At 63.3% G+C, this 17,849-nt stretch carries 14 protein-coding genes; 4 read left to right on the top strand and 10 right to left on the bottom strand.

The features are described 5' to 3' along the window. Nucleotides 1-148 precede the first annotated feature (148 nt). The 4 genes from GNZ12_RS05615 to GNZ12_RS05630 all read right to left on the bottom strand — a co-directional run bounded on the left by GNZ12_RS05615 (nt 149) and on the right by GNZ12_RS05630 (nt 4,536). The gene (locus GNZ12_RS05615) at nt 149-646 is read right to left on the bottom strand and encodes a carboxypeptidase regulatory-like domain-containing protein (protein WP_172309426.1); all 498 of its coding nucleotides are present in this window, start codon (nt 644-646) and stop codon (nt 149-151) included. 235 nt (nt 647-881) lie between these two features. Then, on the bottom strand, nt 882-2,399 hold the full coding sequence (locus GNZ12_RS05620; protein WP_172309427.1) for a DegQ family serine endoprotease: 1,518 nt from the start codon (nt 2,397-2,399) through the stop codon (nt 882-884). A 168-nt stretch (nt 2,400-2,567) separates the two neighbouring features. Then, complete coding sequence (locus tag GNZ12_RS05625; RefSeq protein WP_172309428.1) at nt 2,568-3,869, bottom strand: ATP-binding protein; 1,302 nt, start codon at nt 3,867-3,869, stop codon at nt 2,568-2,570. A gap of 4 nt (nt 3,870-3,873) precedes the next feature. Further along, nucleotides 3,874-4,536 carry a response regulator gene (locus GNZ12_RS05630; RefSeq protein WP_172309429.1) on the bottom strand — a complete coding sequence of 221 codons (663 nt, stop codon included), beginning with the start codon at nt 4,534-4,536 and terminating at the stop codon, nt 3,874-3,876. A 216-nt stretch (nt 4,537-4,752) separates the two neighbouring features. On the opposite strand from GNZ12_RS05630, the gene dacB reads away from it, so the two are divergent. The 4 genes from dacB (at nt 4,753) to tnpC (ending at nt 10,566) form a co-directional block, all read left to right on the top strand. Beyond that, nucleotides 4,753-6,417, top strand: a complete 1,665-nt coding sequence (dacB, locus tag GNZ12_RS05635; RefSeq protein WP_172309430.1) for a D-alanyl-D-alanine carboxypeptidase/D-alanyl-D-alanine endopeptidase — start codon at nt 4,753-4,755, stop codon at nt 6,415-6,417. Between the two features lie 195 nt (nt 6,418-6,612). Further along, on the top strand, nt 6,613-7,563 hold the full coding sequence (locus tag GNZ12_RS05640) for a sterol desaturase family protein (RefSeq protein WP_172309431.1): 951 nt from the start codon (nt 6,613-6,615) through the stop codon (nt 7,561-7,563). 94 nt (nt 7,564-7,657) lie between these two features. Then, nucleotides 7,658-8,905, top strand: coding sequence for an SGNH/GDSL hydrolase family protein (locus GNZ12_RS05645; RefSeq protein WP_172309432.1), 1,248 nt, complete (start codon nt 7,658-7,660; stop codon nt 8,903-8,905). Between the two features lie 242 nt (nt 8,906-9,147). Then, entirely contained in the window at nt 9,148-10,566 is a 1,419-nt protein-coding gene (gene tnpC / locus GNZ12_RS05650) for an IS66 family transposase (RefSeq protein WP_172309433.1), read from the top strand. A gap of 134 nt (nt 10,567-10,700) precedes the next feature. Here the strand turns inward: tnpC and GNZ12_RS05655 are convergent, their stop codons facing one another. From GNZ12_RS05655 to pyk, 6 genes are all read right to left on the bottom strand, one after another. After that, the gene (locus GNZ12_RS05655; RefSeq protein ID WP_172309434.1) at nt 10,701-11,750 is read right to left on the bottom strand and encodes an L-threonylcarbamoyladenylate synthase; all 1,050 of its coding nucleotides are present in this window, start codon (nt 11,748-11,750) and stop codon (nt 10,701-10,703) included. A gap of 10 nt (nt 11,751-11,760) precedes the next feature. Beyond that, nucleotides 11,761-12,957 carry a 5-(carboxyamino)imidazole ribonucleotide synthase gene (locus GNZ12_RS05660; protein WP_172309435.1) on the bottom strand — a complete coding sequence of 399 codons (1,197 nt, stop codon included), beginning with the start codon at nt 12,955-12,957 and terminating at the stop codon, nt 11,761-11,763. 104 nt (nt 12,958-13,061) lie between these two features. Continuing rightward, nucleotides 13,062-13,580 (bottom strand): 5-(carboxyamino)imidazole ribonucleotide mutase, encoded by a 519-nt coding sequence (gene purE, locus GNZ12_RS05665; RefSeq protein ID WP_074282303.1) that lies wholly within the window; start codon nt 13,578-13,580, stop codon nt 13,062-13,064. Nucleotides 13,581-13,633: 53 nt separating this feature from the next. Further along, nucleotides 13,634-14,524 (bottom strand): phosphoribosylaminoimidazolesuccinocarboxamide synthase, encoded by an 891-nt coding sequence (locus GNZ12_RS05670; RefSeq protein ID WP_074282302.1) that lies wholly within the window; start codon nt 14,522-14,524, stop codon nt 13,634-13,636. 132 nt (nt 14,525-14,656) lie between these two features. Next, complete coding sequence (gene fba / locus GNZ12_RS05675) at nt 14,657-15,721, bottom strand: class II fructose-bisphosphate aldolase (RefSeq protein ID WP_172309436.1); 1,065 nt, start codon at nt 15,719-15,721, stop codon at nt 14,657-14,659. A 373-nt stretch (nt 15,722-16,094) separates the two neighbouring features. After that, nucleotides 16,095-17,531 carry a pyruvate kinase gene (gene pyk, locus GNZ12_RS05680; protein ID WP_172309437.1) on the bottom strand — a complete coding sequence of 479 codons (1,437 nt, stop codon included), beginning with the start codon at nt 17,529-17,531 and terminating at the stop codon, nt 16,095-16,097. Nucleotides 17,532-17,849: the final 318 nt, after the last annotated feature.

Genomic DNA, 17,849 nt, shown 5'->3' on the forward strand with positions numbered 1-17,849 from the left:
GGGGTGTCGCTCGCTGTGCGGTCGTGTAAATAGTAAAGCCACGGGGGGTGCCCGTGGCTTCATTATCGGCCAAACTTCTGCCGATTGCGCGGCCTTCCTGAATAGCGCCGGGGCGTCTCGTCCGGCGCTACTCAAGAAGGTGGGACGCTTATTGCGTATTCCAGTAGAACGCCGCCTTGGCCGTGCCCTTGGCTGGGACCGTCACCGACTTGGTCTGGTCGTGATCCTGGTATTGCGCGTGCACCGTGTAGCGGCCCGGGCGCAGCTTGACCAGCATATACGGACCGCGCGAGGTGGCGGTCAGCACATCGCCATCATGCGCGTCGACGATCCGCACGTGGACGTCGGCGAGAAAATCGGAACCGGGGCCGGTGAAGCGCATCGACAGCGGCCACTGGCTTTCCGCTTGCCGCAGCGCCGTGGATTCGTCAAGACCGACGCCGCCGGACACGAACGAGACGTCGCCCCTATGCTGGATTTGCGGCATACCACCGCCATTGGCATTGCCCGCGCTGCTGCTGTCCGTGGTCGTGCCGCCCGTCGCCTGGCCCGCCTGCTGCGCATACGCGCCGCCCGCCAGACCGAGCGTGAGCGCTGCGCATACCGCAGCGGCTACGATCCTTCGCTGATTGCGTTGGGTTTTCATCGGTTCGCTCCTTCTTAAGGCCCTTATCGTCCGGCATCCCTCAGTGGGTCCGGATCAAGGTAGACGCAACCTGCATGCCAAGCCCAGTTTGCGTCGTCTGGAAACCGCTGCTGCGCCACGCCACGCGGCGCAGAGCGCCCTGCCTCACGGCTTTGAAACGGGTGAAAAAAATGCCGGTCCGTCGGCAGTAAGTGCAAGGACCGGCATGCGTTACTTCAATGCATTCAATTTCCGCTTAGCCGAGATCGACCGGCACGAAAATCTGCGCGTTATCGCGCTGGATTAGCAACGCGATGCTGTTGCCCGCGCCGGCGATCATCTGCTTCAACTGATCGACGCTCGAGACCGGCCGGCCGTTGACCGCCAGAATCACGTCGCCCGGTTCGATGCCGGCGTTTTCAGCCGCGCCGCCCGATTGCTGCACCAGCAGGCCGTGCGACACCGACGCGCTGCTCTTCTCTTCCGGCGTCAGCGGCCGCACCGCCACACCGAGACGGCCTTGCAACTGGGTCGGCTGATCGGCCTTGTCCGAGGCGACCTTCGCATCCGACAACGCACCGATCGTTACCGTCAGGTCCTTGGTGGCCTTGTCGCGCCACACCTGCACGGTGGCCTTGCTGCCCGGCGCCAGACCGGCGACTTGCGACGGCAGATCCGACGAGTCGCCGACCGGCTCACCGTTCACCGACAGAATCACGTCGCCCGGTTGCAGACCGCCCTTGGCGGCCGGGCCGCCCGGATCGACCGAGCTGACGAGCGCGCCTTGCGGCTTCTGCATGCCGAACGAATCGGCCAGCGTCTGGTTCATGCCCTGCACCGCGACGCCGAGACGTCCGCGGCTCACATGGCCGGTCTTGACGAGGTCGTCCTTGACCTTGATCGCCTCATTGATCGGGATCGCGAACGAAAGGCCCTGGAAGCCGCCCGTCTGCGAATAGATCATCGAATTGATGCCGATCACTTCGCCCTGCAGATTGAACAACGGGCCGCCCGAGTTACCCGGGTTCACCGGCACGTCGGTCTGGATGAACGGCGTGTAGTTTTCGTTCGGCAGCGAGCGCGACTTCGCGCTGATGATGCCCGAGGTCACCGTGTTGTCGAAACCGTAAGGCGAGCCGATCGCGACCACCCACTGGCCGACCTTGCTCTGACGCGGATCGCCGATCTTCACAGTCGGCAGATTGCTCGCATCGATCTTCAGCACGGCGACGTCGGACTGCTTGTCGGCGCCAACCACTTTTGCCTTGAATTCGCGCTTGTCGGTGAGCTTCACGGTGACAACGTTCGCGCCGTCCACCACGTGAGCATTGGTCAGGATGTAGCCGTCACTGCTGACGATGAATCCCGAGCCGAGGCTCGCGCTCGGCTGATCGGGCGCATCGCCGCCGTCGCCGCCTTGCATGCCCGGCATGCCGCCGAAGAAGTGCTTGTAGAACTGATAGAAGGGATCGCTCGGATCGATCGGCAACTGGTTGCCGCCGTTGGCGCTATTGCCACCGTTGCCGCGCAACGCAGTCTGCTTGACCACATGCTTCGCGCTGATGTTGACGACAGCCGGGCCGTAGGTTTCGACCAGACCCGAGAAATCAGGGATACCGGTTTTCGCGGCGGCTTCAGCAGGCATCATCGCGGCCTGCGCTGGCGCGATCACCTGCGGCGCGGGCACGTCGCGATGACCCGCCACATAGCCGGCGGAGAGCGCCACGGCGACAGCCACTGCAACAGCGCTACGGGACAAGGTTTTCGCGTTCATCGTGTACTCCTGACTGGGAGAAAGAGGCTTTGGAATGAGATGAAGCGTACGTGGCATCGCTTAAAAGAGTCTTAAGCAGCGCCAGATCGCTTCAAGCCTGTTTTTAAGCCTCGTTTAAGCTGTGTTTAAGCCGCGTTCGAGCCACTTTACGAACAGAAAGCTTCACATTCAGAAGCGCACTTCGACCAGCAAACCACCTGCAAGCGATTCGTCGAGCCTCACCGCCGCATGGTGCTGCGTCGCAATGCGGCGCACGATCGCGAGGCCAAGACCGGTACCTGCAACATCGGTGCGCGCGCGGTTCGCGCCGGCGCCGGCCCGGTAGAAGCGATCGAACACGCGGCCGCGTTCAGCCGGCTCGATGCCCGGCCCGCTGTCGGCAATCCGCACCACCGGATGCCCCTCGTCGATATGCAGACTGACGTCGACGCGGCCGCCTTGCGGCGTGTATTTGGTTGCGTTATCAACCAGGTTGTTGAACATGACACGCAGCGCATCGGCGTCGCCGGTCACTGTGGCGGGTTCGCTCGCGTCGATACCGAGATCGACGCCGCGATTCTGCGCAAGCGGCGCGTATGCCACCACGCAGTCCTGCAGCAGCGCACGCAGATCGATCGCGTTTGTAGCGGTGTGACCGTCCGGTTCCGAACGTGCGAGTGCCAGCAATTGCTCGGCAAGACGCGTGGCACGCGTGACGCCCGCTTGCAGATCGGCCAGCGCTTCGCTGCGCGCGGCGTCGTCTTTCGCGCGGGCTACCAGTTGCGATTGGATCTGCACGGCGGCGAGCGGCGTGCGCAATTCGTGCGCGGCATCGGCGACAAATGCTTTTTGAATATCCAGCGCGGTGGCGAGCCGTTCGAGCAGGGCGTTCAACGCGCGCACGAGCGGCTGCACTTCGAGCGGCAAACGCTGATCGGGCAAGGGATCGAGCGCCTCGGGGTGACGTGCGTCGAGCGCGCTGGTCACGCGCCGCAACGGCCGCAGTCCGCGCCCGACGACCACCCACACCGCCAGGCCCAATAGCGGCAGCAGAACAATCAACGGCCACAGGGTTCGCAACGCGACATTCGCCGCGAGCCGGTTACGGACCGAAACCGGCTGCGCCAGCTGCACAACGTTATCCCCGACGATCGCGCCGTACACGCGCCAATCGCCGCGATCCGTATGCTCGGTCGAAAACCCGAGTTCGGCGCGCGGCGCGAGCGGCGCACGCGGTCGCGAGTAGTACATCAACACGCCGTTGCGATTCCAGATTTGCAGCACGATGCCTTCGTCGCCGGTGTCGCGCGAACCGAGCACCTGCGAAAACGGTTCCGCCGGCAGCGCCGCGGCGATCTGCTCCAACTGGTAATCGAACAGTTCGTTGGCTTCGGCCAGTGCTTGCCGGTAGATCAGCCAACCCGCAATGCCGACGCCGAGCAACACCAGCGCCAGCAGCCAGAACAGCAATTGACGGCGAATCGAACGCATCGGCTCAGGCGTCCTTGGCGATCATGTAGCCAAGACCGCGAACGTTGCGGATCAGGTCCGCGCCGAGCTTCTTGCGCAGGGCGTGAATGTAGACCTCGACGGTATTGCTGCCGATTTCCTCGCCCCAGCCGTACATTTTTTCTTCGAGCTGGCTCTTCGAGAGCACCGCGCCGGGCCGTGCAATCAACGCTTCGAGCAGAGCGAATTCACGCGCCGACAACGCGACCGGCGAACCGTCGAGCGTGACCTGATGCGACGCGGGATCGAGCGTCAGGTTGCCGTGGCGAATCGTCGAATCGCTGCGGCCCGACTGGCGGCGAATCAGCGCGCGCATGCGGGCGCCGAGTTCATCGAGATCGAAAGGTTTGACAAGGTAATCGTCGGCGCCGGCGTCGAGACCCTTGACCCGATCGGCGACCGCATCGCGCGCGGTCACGATCAGCACGGGAATCGCGTGGCCTTTGGCACGCAGCGTGCGCAACACGTCGAGGCCGTCGCGTTTGGGCAGGCCGAGATCGAGCAGCACCAGATCGTAAGGTTGGGCGGTCGCCGCGCTGAGCGCCGAGTCGCCGTCTTCCACCCAATCGACCGCGAAGCCTTCGCCGCGTAGCGCCTTGCGCACGCCTTCGGCGATCATCCGGTCGTCTTCGACTAGCAGTATGCGCATGGTTGGACCAGTCCTGAAACATTTGATGATGCCGCATTCTAGCGCCCGGCCCCGACGTGCGCGCCACGCGACGCTTTTTCACCGCAGTCTCACGGCATGTCTCTACAATGAGCGCTTTGCGTCGCGCGGCGGTTTTCCGCGCGTCACGCGACGCGTCAACACACCCTGGATTGCCGCGCGCCACCGCGCCCCGAAATCTTGCTTCTTTGCCTGTCCATGACGCACGCTTTTTTCCCTGCTGTTTTATCTTGCATCGCACGCCGTGTGGCGCTGCATCCGCGCTCTTCTTCTGCTGCGGATTCCCAGCCTCGCCGGTTCGCGCCGCGCTCGGCGGCGTTACTGCTTGCCTGCGCCGTACTCGGCAGCGGCAGCGCAGCGCTGCCGCTCACGGCGCAGGCGCGCGTCAAGGCCGCGCACCCGAGTGTCAACGTCACCACGGTGTTGCCGCAGCCGGTGATGATCGGCCTGCAGCGCGCGCACGTGCCCTTGTCGTCGATCAGTGTAGTGGTCGAAAAAGTCGGCGACCGCACGCCGATCGTCGCACTGAACGCCGGCAAGCCGATGATGCCCGCCTCGACCATGAAGCTCGTCACCACTTACTCCGGCCTGTCGATCCTCGGCCCGGACTATCGCTGGCGCACGAGTGCCTACGCGGACGGCACGGTCGACGCCAACGGCGTGCTGCACGGCAATCTGTACATTCAGGGCACGGGCGATCCGAAACTCGTGCCCGAAGAACTGATCGACCTCGTGCAGAAGATCCACAAATCGGGCATCACCGGCATCGACGGCGCGCTGGTGCTCGACAAGCGCTACTTCGACACCTCCACGCGCGATCTGCCGCCGTTCGACGACGACGCCACCGCGCCGTACAACGTCGGCCCCGATCCGCTGCTGTATGCATTCAAATCGCTGTCGTTCACGCTCACGCCTTCCCCGGATGGCAGCGTCGCAATCGACGTGCTGCCCGCGCTCTCGCAGTTGCAGATCGACAATCAGATGCACGCCGTCAATGGTCCGTGCCGCGGCGACGCCGCCTTCGTCTCGCCCACCGTCACGCCGCAGCCCAATGGCACGGTGGTGGCGTCGTTCGACGGCGACTACTCGGTGCGCTGCGGCCCGCGCACGCTCAACGTCGCGGTGCTCGATCACACCGCGTTCTTCGCGGGCGGCTTCCTCGCGCTGTGGCAGCAGACCGGCGGCACCTTCAGCGGCGCAACCCGCGAAGACCCGGTGCCGGTCGGCGCACGCCTCGTCGCCACGCACCAGGGGCCGGTGCTATCCGACATTGTTCGCGACATCAACAAGTTCAGTAACAACACGATGGCGCGCAACCTGTTCCTGACAATCGGCGCGACGGAAGAAAGGCCGCCCGCCACGCCCGAGAAATCGGCACGCGCCATCGAGGCGTTTCTGCGCCGCGACAGCGTCGACATGCAATACCTGGCGCTCGACAACGGCTCGGGTCTGTCGCGCGACGAGCACATTACCGCGCTCTCGCTCGCCGATCTGCTGCAGCGGGCCAACGCAAGCCCGGTCGCCCAAGTGTTCGTGGAATCGCTGCCGATCGCCGGCGTCGACGGCACGATGCGCAACCGCTTGACCAACCAGGGCGCGGGCGGCAATGCGCACATCAAGACCGGTACCTTGCGCGATGTGCGTGCGATCGCCGGTTATGTCGCCTCGGCGGATGGCAACAGCTACGTGGTGGTGAGCCTGATCAACGACCCGCATTCGGAAGCCGCGCGCGCCGCACACGACGCCCTGCTCGAATGGGTGTATCAGGGACCGTCCCAGGGTTTCACGAAGGTCTCCGAACGCGTCGCCGAACCGCGCAGCAGCAAGCCCAGGAAAAACCCGCACAAGCGCGGCGCCCATTGAGGATTCCTTCTATAGAACCCACGCGCCGCAACGCGCCCAAGCGTGTACGCTGTCGGGCAGTGTTTGAGGCGCGCGTGGAACACAACGCGTAGCGCACGAGCCGCGCACCCGTTACGGTCGCGTGGCCCAATCAAACGATAACGACAACGTCCGCTGCGGCAAGCGCAGCGGCCAGGGACCACGGAGGAAGACACCATGCAATTCGATGCTGAATTGCTGCTGCTCGCCATGGCGCCAGTCTTTCTCGCATGCATTGGCTGGGAGGCGTGGCACCTGCGGCGCACGCGCCCCGGCGCGCAGCTCTATAGCTGGCGCGACACGTTCTGCAACGCTGCGCTCGCGCTGATGCAGCAAGCCGCCGACAAGCTCGCGTGGCTCGCGATCATTCCCGTCTATGCGTTCTTCTACGATCACTATCGCGTCACCACATGGCCGGCGACCTGGGTGTCGTTCGTCGTGCTGTTCGTCGCTCAGGATCTGCTCTATTACTGGTTTCACCGCTGCAGCCATCGCGTGCGCTGGCTGTGGGCCGCGCATGTCGTGCATCACTCGTCGGAGCGGATGAATTTTTCGACCGCGTTCCGCCAAAGCCTGATGTATCCGATTGCCGGCATGTGGCTGTTCTGGATTCCGCTTGCTGTGCTCGGCTTTCCGCCGAAGCAGATCGTCGCCATCGTGCTGATCAACCTCGGCTTCCAGTTCTTCGTGCATACCCAGGCGATCGGCAAGCTCGGCTGGCTCGAATACGTGTTCAACACGCCGTCGATTCATCGCGTGCATCACGCGCGCAACGACCGCTATATCGACCGTAACTATGCCGGCGTGCTGGTGATCTGGGATCGTCTGTTCGGCAGCTATGTCGAGGAAGATCCGCACGACGCGCCGGTGTACGGCATCGTCGAACCGCTTCACACCTACAACCCGCTGAAGGCGACGTTTCACGAATGGGCGTCGATGGCCGCCGATTTCGTGAGCGTGCGAGGCTGGCGCAACAAGTTGCGCGCGCTGTTCGCCCCGCCTGCATGGGCCGCGGATTACCATGCGCGCCGCGCCGCCGGCGCGAGTACTCGTGCCGCGCCATCCGGCGGCGATACAAGCATTGAAGAAAACCATACGGCCACGTTTCAAACACCGCGCAGGCCGTAGAAGATTCTGTAAGCTGTCGTCACGCCGCCGACGCGGTGGGCGCTGCCTGCAACACATGGCATCAGGGCCACCCATACGAGGAGATGTAGTCAATATGAATCACATAACATCGAAGAAGCGCAGTTTCGTACGCGTCACACAGATCGCCATCGCCAGTGCCGCGTTTGCACTGCTCGCGGCTTGCGGCGGCGGCAGCGATAACAACAGCTCGAGCAGCAGCACGCCGGCGGGCGGCGTGAAATTGCAGGTCGTGTCGTTCGGCGACAGCTTGTCGGATGTCGGCACGTACGCACCGGTGATTCAGGCGAGCTTCGGCGGTGGCCGCTTCACGACCAATCCGGGTGAGGTGTGGACGCAGAAGGTCGCGGAGTACTACGGCGGCACGTTGACCGCCGCGTATGTGGGCGGCTTCGGTCAACCGCTGGTCGCAACGGGCGGGTATGGCTACGCGCAAGGCGGCTCGGACGTCGTCAACCCCCAAGGCGAAGGTTGGGCCCCGAACAGCATGGCGGCTACGACAGTGCCGGTGGTGACCCAGGTGGCAAACTACCTGAGCGCGCATACCAGCTTCAATGGGAACCAGCTCGTGCTGGTGAACGGCGGCGCGAACGACATCTTCCAGTTCGCGACTGCTGCCAATCTGACGGCGCTTGGTACCGCGCTACAGACGCAATACCCGGTGCTCGTGCAACAAGGCTTGCTCCCGAACACGCCGGCAGGCCAGGTAGAGTTCATCGCCGGCTACTTGCAGAAACTGCCCACTCCTCAGATCGCACAGGCCGCCGCCGAGCTCGCCGCGCAAGTCCAGACCATGGTCAACTCGGGTGCGACCCATGTGGTGGTGTCGACGGTGCCGGACATCGGCAATACGCCGCAAGGCGTCCAGGCCAACGCAGCCGCGCCTGGCACGGCGGCACTGCTGACGGGGATTACGGCGGCGTATAACGGTATGCTGGTCCAGAGCTTGACGTCCCTCGGCCTGCTGGGTACGGGTAAGGTCATCGTGGCCGATGCGTTCACGTGGCTGGATCAGCAGTTGCCGAACTACCAGGCGCTGGGATTCACGGTGTCCAACACTGGCACGGCGTGTAATCTGACGTCGATGGTGGCCAATGCAACTGCGTACGCTACCGCTAATCCGAGCGCGACGAACGGGCTGACCCCGGCGCAGTACGGCTCGCAGTTCGGCTCGTCGTTGTTCTGCTCGCCGCAGACTTACACGGTGGCTGGTGCTGACCAGACCTATATGTTCGCGGACTTGGTGCACCCGAGCACGCACATGCATGCCTTGTTCGCGCAGTTCGTTCAGCAGCAGATCGCCGCGACGGGATTGGGGAAGTAAGGTTGGCCGCGTAGCGGCAAGAGGATGCGGGTTGTGAAAACGCTCGGCTTGCTGGTCAGGTCGGGCGTTTTTTGTTGACTGTGCGGTGCTTGTGGCTGTGCGCCTACGGCGTTGGCCTTTCCTTGAATTCTTATTGGTTTATTAGCGTCGCCCCTGTGCGGGGCAGGCACCTACTTTTCTTTGCATGCCGCGTAACTATTCAGCGCTTGTAAACTGCTACCAGGCTGTGCATAGTGAAGGACATGACGAAGATGCCTGACATCAAGGACCTGACACCGGAGCAGAAGGACGCACTCATCGTTGATCTGGTGAGGCGTCTGAACGAGCTTGAGGCAAAGCTTGAGAAGGACAGTCATAACTCCAGCAAGCCGCCGTCAAGCGATGGTCCGCAGCGCAAGCCGAAGTCATTGCGTGGCACGAGCGGGGCAAAGCCTGGCGCGCAACCGGGGCACAAGGGCAAGACGCTCAAACGCGTGGCCCAACCCGATCACATCGAGATTCACCCGGTAGCGCCGGTGTGCGATGCATGCGGCGAACTCATCGAATCCGCCCGCATCGCCGTCTTACCCGAGGGACGTCAGGTAATCGATCTGCCGCCCACGCGCTTTGAGGTGACCGAGCATCGCGTGCAGATCGCACAGTGCCGCTGCGGCAAGCACCATTCGGGGGTGTTTCCCGGGAACGTGAGCCAGGCGGTGCAGTATGGTCCCCAGGTGCGCGCCGCTGCGGTCTATCTGACGCAATACCAGCAGTTGCCCGTGGGGCGTACGGCCCAGGCGCTGGAAGACCTGTTCGGTCTGCGTGTGAGTACGGGTACGGTGCAGCACAGCATTGACCAGGCCGCCCAGTTGCTGGCGCCGGCGGTCAAACAGATCAGCCAGGCGCTGCGTGAGCAACCCGTGGTGCATTTCGATGAGAGCTGCATGCGCGTGGGACGCAAGACTCACTGGCTGCATAGCGCCTCGACGCGCGCGCTGACCTGGTATGGCGCACACAACAGGCGCGGTCGCGAGGCGCTGGACAGCTTCGGCATTCTGCCCGGCTTTGCGGGAATCGCCGTGCATGACGGCTGGGCAGCCTACGCGCAGTATGAGTGTGAACATGCGCTGTGCAATGCCCACCATCTGCGCGAACTGGTGTTTGTACTGGAGTCCACCCAGCAAGCCTGGGCCCAGCAGATGATTGATCTGCTTTGCCAGGCAAAGCGCGAGGTCGACCTCAGTCTGGCTTCAGGCAACACAGCGCTAGGTCAATCGCGCCAACGCTATTACGCGCGACGCAGCCGGACGCTGATCGCCCAGGCGCGCAGGCTCAATCCGCAGCAGGCACGTGAGCCCACGCGCAAGGAACTTCGCGGCAGGATCAGGCAAAGCTTTACCTACAACCTGCTCGGACGCCTTCACAGGCATGCGCGCGAGGTATGGCGTTTCATTGCAGATCACCGTGTACCGTTCGACAACAACCAGGCCGAACGCGATATACGCATGCCCAAACTCAAACAGAAAATCTCGGGATGCTTCCGCGCGATATCGGGCATGGAGGCGTTCTGCACGATCCGCTCCTACCTCGCCACCTTGCGCAAACAGAACCGTTCGCTAATCGATGCGCTGGCCTTGAGCTTTGCCGGAATCGTCGTTTCGCCTCTGACTGCCGCTGAATAGTTACGCGGCAGGCAAAGAAAAGTAGGTGCCTGCCCCGCACAGGGGCGACGCTAATAAACCAATAAGAATTCAAGGAAAGGCCAACGCCGTAGGCACACAGAAATGAGCGCCGCACAGGCAAAAACCCCGCCCGCTCAACCTTGCGCTTCGAAAGCAGCCGCAGCCCGACCTAACCGGTCATTAACAGCAATCCACTCAATCGTATCCGGCAACTTCTCGATGAGAATCCGGCTCACATCCGCGCGATCCAGCGCCCTTAGCAAGCCATACAACTCACGCGCATACACATGCGGATCTTCAGGCGCTGCGATGAAATGCACCCCCTCCACATCCGCCCAATGCCCGGCACGCGATGCCCGCGCGACCAGGGCCACACGCTCGCCCGCCCGGCGCGCGGCAAGCAAAGGCTCGAGCGCGCCGAACGGCAACAACGCCAACGGCGTTCGCGGCGCATAGTGCGCCTTCAACGTACCTGAAGCCCGCGGTGCCGTCGCATCCGATCCATCCGGTAACCTCGGCGCCTCACCGAGCACATCGGCGATATCCTGCGGCGTGACCCGCCCCGGCCTCAACAACGCCGGAAACCCACGTGACAAATCCAGAATCGTCGACTCAATCCCGACATCCGATGCACCGCCGTCCAGCACATGAATCGCACTGCCGAACTCGTCGCGCACATGCTGCGCCGTTGTGGGGCTCACATGCCCAAAACGATTCGCCGACGGCGCAGCCACACCCCCGTGTCCGCCACGCAACGCGCTGAACGCTTCCAGCAACGCCTGGGCAACCGGATGCGACGGGCAGCGTAACCCCACCGAATCCTGCCCACCGCTCACCGCCGCATCAATTCGCGCCGCGCGCTTCAGGATCAACGTGAGCGGCCCTGGCCAGAATGCATCGATCAAGCGCTGCGCCTCGGCGGGCAAATGCTCGACCCAGTAGTTCGGATCGCCCTGCGGCGCCAGATGCACGATCACCGGATGATTCGCCGGCCTGCCCTTCGCCGCGTAAATACGCGCGACCGCGTCCGGACTCTCGGCGTCGCCGCCGAGTCCGTAGACAGTCTCCGTGGGGAACGCGACCAGACCGCCCGCGTCGAGCAGCGCGGCCGCGTGCTCGATCTGCGCAGCGCTCACAGGCAAGGCGCTCGCGGCGCCCTCGGCGGGTTTCTGTTGATCCGGCATGGCGCTCGCGTCAGCTCGTGATGATATGCAGCAGCCGCGCACAATCGCGCCCCGCCGTGCGGGCTTCTTCGAGCGTCGCGGCCGTGAAGTTCACGTGACCCATCTTGCGGCCGCACCGTGCTTCTTCCTTGCCGTACAGATGCAGACGCGCTGCCGCCATCGCGGCGACTTCGTGCCACGGCGGCGTGACCGCCGCGCCCTTCGGGCCGCCCGGGAACCAGACGTCGCCAAGGATGTTCAGCATCACCGCCGGCGAATGCTGGCGCGTGTCGCCGAGCGGCATACTGGTCATCGCGCGGACCTGCTGTTCGAACTGGCTGGTCGCGCAGGCGTCGACGGTGTAATGGCCAGAGTTGTGCGGACGCGGCGCCATTTCGTTGGCGACGAGCGAACCGTCTTCGAGAATGAAGAACTCGACGCACAGCACGCCGACATAGCCGAGCTTGTCCGCGATTTGCAGCGCGGCCTGTTGCGCTTGCTGGACCAGCGTCGGGCTTGCATCCGGCGCGGGAACGATGGTGTGCGACAGCACGCCGTCGCGATGCGTGTTCTGCGCCAGCGGATACACCACCGACGCGCCGCTCGCCGCGCGCGTGATCAGCGCGGACACCTCGAACTTCAGCGGCAAGCGCTTTTCCAGCACGCACGGAACACCCGCCAGCGACGCATGCGCCTCGCGCACTTCCTCGGCGTTGCGCACGCGGATCTGACCTTTGCCGTCATAGCCCATGCGCGCGGTCTTGAGAATACCGGGCAGCACGGCTTCGAGCTTCGCATCGTCGAGCGCGGCCAGCGCGTCCGATGACTCGATTACCACGTGCGGCGCCACCGTGACGCCTGACGACGCAATAAAGCGCTTCTCGACGATCCGGTCCTGCGCCACCGCGACGCAACGGCCGGCCGGGCTCACAAACGTGGTTTTCGCGAGGAAATCGAGGCTCGCCGCCGGCACGTTCTCGAACTCAGTCGACACCGCCGCGCACAGCCGCGCGAGTTCGGTGAGCGACGCTTCGTCGTCGTAAGGCGCACGGATGTGGCGATCGGCAACCGCGCCCGCGGGACTGTTTTCGTCCGGGTCGAGCACGGCGACGCGATAGCCCATCGCCTGAGCGGCAAAGCAGAACATGCGGCCGAGTTGGCCGCCACCGACCATGCCAAGCCATGCGCCGGGCAGAATCGGTGAAACCGGTGTGTTGTCAGGGTTCATCTTAGTGGTCGGTCACGTCCGGATGCGCATGCAAAACGTGCAATAGCGGCATCCGGCCGGGGGTCAGACATGAGGGGACGTCTAAAAGCAATCAGCCACAGCGCTTACAGCGCCGGCAGCACCATTGCGTGGGCCGCTTCGTTCTGGCGCACGCGGAACGCAGCCAGCTTTTCCGCATACTCGGGGCTCGTGCCGCTCAGAATCGACACCGCGAACAGCGCCGCATTCGCCGCGCCAGCTTCGCCGATTGCAAACGTGGCAACCGGCACGCCCTTGGGCATCTGCACGATCGAGTGCAACGAATCGACGCCCTTCAGATACTTGCTCGCGACCGGCACGCCGAGCACCGGCACCGTGGTCTTGGCGGCCAGCATGCCCGGCAGATGCGCCGCGCCGCCCGCACCCGCGATGATCGCGCGAATGCCGCGCTCACGCGCGCTTTCGGCATACGCAAACATCTCGTCGGGCATCCGGTGCGCCGACACGACCTTGGCTTCGTACGGCACGCCGAACTCTTGCAGAATCGCAACGGCGTTCTTCATCACTTCCCAGTCGGAACTGGACCCCATCAGCACGCCGACAACCGGCGCGGCATGCGTATGGGCAGTCTGGACTTCACTCATCTTACGGCTTCCTTGTTTCTTGAGAACGCGCCCAAAACTGTCGCTACGCGCAATTAAGCGAGCTTGTGTCCGGTCAGGCGTTCGAGCGCTTCCTGGTACTTCTCGCCCGTCTTGGTGACCACGTCGTCCGGCAGCTTCGGTGCGGGCGGCTCTTTCTTCCACGGCTGGGTTTCGAGCCAGTCGCGCACGAACTGCTTGTCGAACGACGGCGGGTTGGTGCCAACCTGATACTGGTCAGCCGGCCAGAAGCGCGACGAATCGGCGGTCAGCGCCTCGTCCATCAGATACAGTTGGCCGTGGTTGTCCAGACCGAATTCGAACTTCGTATCCGCGATGATGATGCCGCGCGTGGCGGCGTAGTCAGCGGCTTCCTTGTACAGCTTGATCGAGATGTCGCGGATCGTGGCCGACAGTTCGGTGCCAATGCGGCGTTCCATCTCGTTGTACGTGATGTTTTCGTCGTGGTGGCCCATTTCGGCCTTGGCTGCAGGCGTGAAAATCGGCTCAGGCAGCTTTTGCGCGTTTTGCAGGCCCGGCGGCAGTTCCACGCCGCAGACCGAACCGGTTGCCTGGTAGTCTTTCCAGCCGCTGCCAGCCAGATAGCCGCGCACCACGGCCTCGACCAGGATCGGCTCGAGGCGCTTCACCACCACTGCACGGCCCTTCACCTGCTCCACTTCGTCCGCCGCCACCACGGATTCGGGCGCCACGCCCGTGAGGTGATTTGGCACCACATGCTTGAGCTTCTCGAACCAGAAGTTCGCCATTTCGTTGAGCACGCGGCCCTTATTCGGAATCGGCTCGCCCATGATGACGTCGAACGCCGACAGACGGTCGGTCGTGACGATCAGCAACTGGTCGTTGCCCACCGCATAGTTGTCGCGGACTTTACCGCGGCCGAGCAGCGGCAGCGAGCGGAGCGTGGATTCGTAAAGGGTAGACATCGTCGTGGTTCGCTAAAAGTGGGGCAAAAAGTATGACCGGAACAAAAGGGAAACGCCGTTCCCCGGATGATGCGGGAACGGCGATCGAACGACAACCTGGCCTTTCGGCCAGGTGTTGAGCGTGCTTATAGCTTAGCGGACGACTTGCGCGAGGTCGCCCGATTTGTACTTCTCCGCGATTTTATCAAGCGAAACCGGCTTGATCTTGCCTGCCTGGCCTTCGCAACCGAATTGCGTGAAGCGCTCGAGACAGATCTTCATCGCCGCTTCGCGCGCCGGCTTCAGGTAGTCGCGCGGATCGAACTTGCCCGGGTTGGTCGCCATGTAGCGGCGGATCGCACCGGTGATCGCCAGACGCAGGTCGGTGTCGATATTGACCTTGCGCACGCCGTTCCTGATGCCTTCCTGAATTTCTTCAACCGGCACACCGTAGGTTTCCTTCATGTCGCCGCCGAATTCGCGGATTTCCGCGAGCAGCTCCTGCGGCACCGACGACGAACCGTGCATCACCAGGTGCGTATTCGGAATGCGCTGGTGAATTTCCTTGATGCGCTGGATCGACAGAATGTCGCCCGTGGGCTTCTTGCTGAACTTGTACGCGCCGTGCGACGTACCGATCGCGATCGCGAGCGCGTCGCATTGCGTGCGCTTGACGAAGTCGGCAGCCTGCTCCGGGTCGGTCAGCAGTTGTTCGCGGGTCATCGTACCTTCCGCGCCGTGGCCGTCTTCCTTGTCGCCCTTCATGGTTTCCAGCGAACCGAGCACGCCCAGTTCCGCTTCCACCGTGATGCCGATCGAGTGCGCCGCTTCAACCACCTTGCGCGAGACTTCGACGTTGTACTCGTACGATGCGACCGTCTTGCCGTCGGCTTCGAGCGAACCGTCCATCATCACGCTGGTGAAACCGCTGCGGATCGCTGCCATACAGACCGCCGGCGACTGGCCGTGGTCCTGGTGCATCACGACCGGAATATGCGGATACGATTCCACCGCTGCTTCGATCAGGTGGCGCAGGAACGGCTCGCCAGCGTACTTACGCGCGCCGGCCGATGCCTGCATGATGACCGGAGCGTTGACCTTGTCGGCTGCGGCCATGATCGCCTGCACCTGCTCCAGGTTGTTCACGTTGAATGCCGGAATGCCATAACCGTTTTCGGCGGCATGGTCCAGCAGTTGACGCATTGATACGAGAGGCATGCTTAACTCCTTAGATTGAAACGAATTCTGTGCCGTCGGCATCTTTTTGGGCGATTTTATCGCGAAGCACGCTGCATACCCGTTCACACATGCCCTAAAGCGCGTCACTTGCGGACCTTCGCCGCACGCGCAATTGGAGTCTGTGCGCCGCCTCTCGCGGGGCATGACAGCCTGCTTCGCTCAATCAAGCCTGCGCCGATCGAGCAGTTTTCTGTGTCGACCAGAGTTGGCGCTTCAGCTGTCGATCAGAGTAAGCGCTAAAGCGCTAACTCTGATCCCATGCAAAGCTCCTACTCTGGTCCCACGCAACGCGGTCGATCTGAGTTAGCGCTTTAGCGCTTACTCCAATCCCACGAAGGTTGGTTACCGCCAATCAATACGGCTCGCCGACGCGCACGATCTTCAGCGTGTTCGTGCCGCCTGCCTGGCCCATCGGTTCACCGACGGTCAGCACCACCATATCGCCGCGCGACGCGTAGCCCTTGCTGACCACAGTTTCCAGTGCTTGCTGCAACGCGGTGTCGCGGTCGCTGCTGGTGTCCAGATGCAGCGACGTAACATTGCGGTAGATCGCCATCGCCCGTTCGCTGCCGACACGCGGCGTGAGCGCGAAAATCGGCACGTGCGTCGAGTGACGCGACATCCACAGCGCGGTCGAACCCGATTCGGTCAACGCGACGATTGCCTTCGCGCCAAGATGGAACGCCGTGAACAACGCACCCATGGCGATGGACTGGTCGATTCGCGTGAACGTGCGATCGAGGAAATCCTTGTCCAGCTCCGACTGTTCCGACTTCTCGGCTTCCAGACAGATTGCCGCCATCGTCTCGATGGTCTCAACCGGGTACTTACCCGCTGCGGACTCGGCCGACAGCATCACCGCGTCCGTGCCGTCCAGCACCGCGTTGGCGACGTCCGACACTTCGGCGCGGGTCGGCACCGGCGCATGGATCATCGACTCCATCATCTGGGTCGCGGTGATCACGAACTTGTTCGATTCGCGGGCCATACGAATCATGCGCTTTTGCAGCGCAGGAACTGCGGCATTCCCCACTTCCACGGCCAGATCGCCACGCGCGACCATGATGCCGTCCGATGCGTCGAGGATGCCTTGCAGCGCGGGAATCGCTTCCGCACGCTCGATCTTCGCGATCATCTTCGGCTTGATGCCGTACGGCGCACCCGCGATGTTCGCGAGCTGGCGGGCCATTTCCATGTCGGTGGCGTTCTTGGGGAACGATACCGCGACGAAATCCACGCCGAGCGACATCGCCGTGCGGATGTCTTCCATGTCTTTCGCGGTCAGCGCCGGCGCCGACAGGCCGCCGCCCTGGCGGTTGATACCCTTGTTGTTCGACAGCTCGCCGCCGATCTTCACGGTGGTGTGAATCTCGCTGCCGATCACGCGTGTGACGTCCAGCACGATCAGGCCGTCGTTGAGCAACAGCACGTCGCCCGGTTTCAGGTCACGCGGCAGGTCTTTGTAGTCGAGACCGGCGCGTTGTTCGTTGCCGAGTTCGCACTCGGCATCGAGCACGAACGGCTCGCCGGCGACCAGCATGATCTTGCCGTTTTCGAATTTACCGACCCGGATCTTCGGGCCTTGCAGGTCGGCCATGATGGCGACTTCACGGCCAGCCTGGCGGGCCGCCTCGCGCACGAATTCGGCGCGCTGGCGGTGGTCGTCGGCGGTGCCGTGCGAGAAATTGAGCCGCACCACGTCCAACCCTGCTCGAATCATTTGCAGCAGAATTTCCGGCGTACTGGAAGCCGGTCCGATGGTAGCGACAATCTTGGTAGCGCGATGCATGAGTCTCCTCGTCTGGATGGGATCGCTGGAATGAGCGCTGCGAGTCGGATGCGGAGGCTGCGCACCGAAGGGTGCTACGGGGGGCTGCGCGCCAGTTGAAACCAGCGTCGCTTTATGGGGTGAAGCGGTGTTCGACACCAGCACGGGGGGTGCCGGTGGGGGGGCGAGTGCGACCTCTTCGTCCGGGAGTTCTGCCGGCGAGTGAGCGGCTTGTCCGGTGGACAATTCCGCTGCCTCGCTGGCAGTGGTCAACTCCGCGAGCGCGAGGGGCGACCCGGATTCTTCCTGCTGCGCAATTACAAATTCAGCAGATTCAAC

It is taken from the genome of Paraburkholderia solitsugae (assembly GCF_013177695.1).
In the GTDB taxonomy this organism is placed as follows: domain Bacteria; phylum Pseudomonadota; class Gammaproteobacteria; order Burkholderiales; family Burkholderiaceae; genus Paraburkholderia; species Paraburkholderia solitsugae.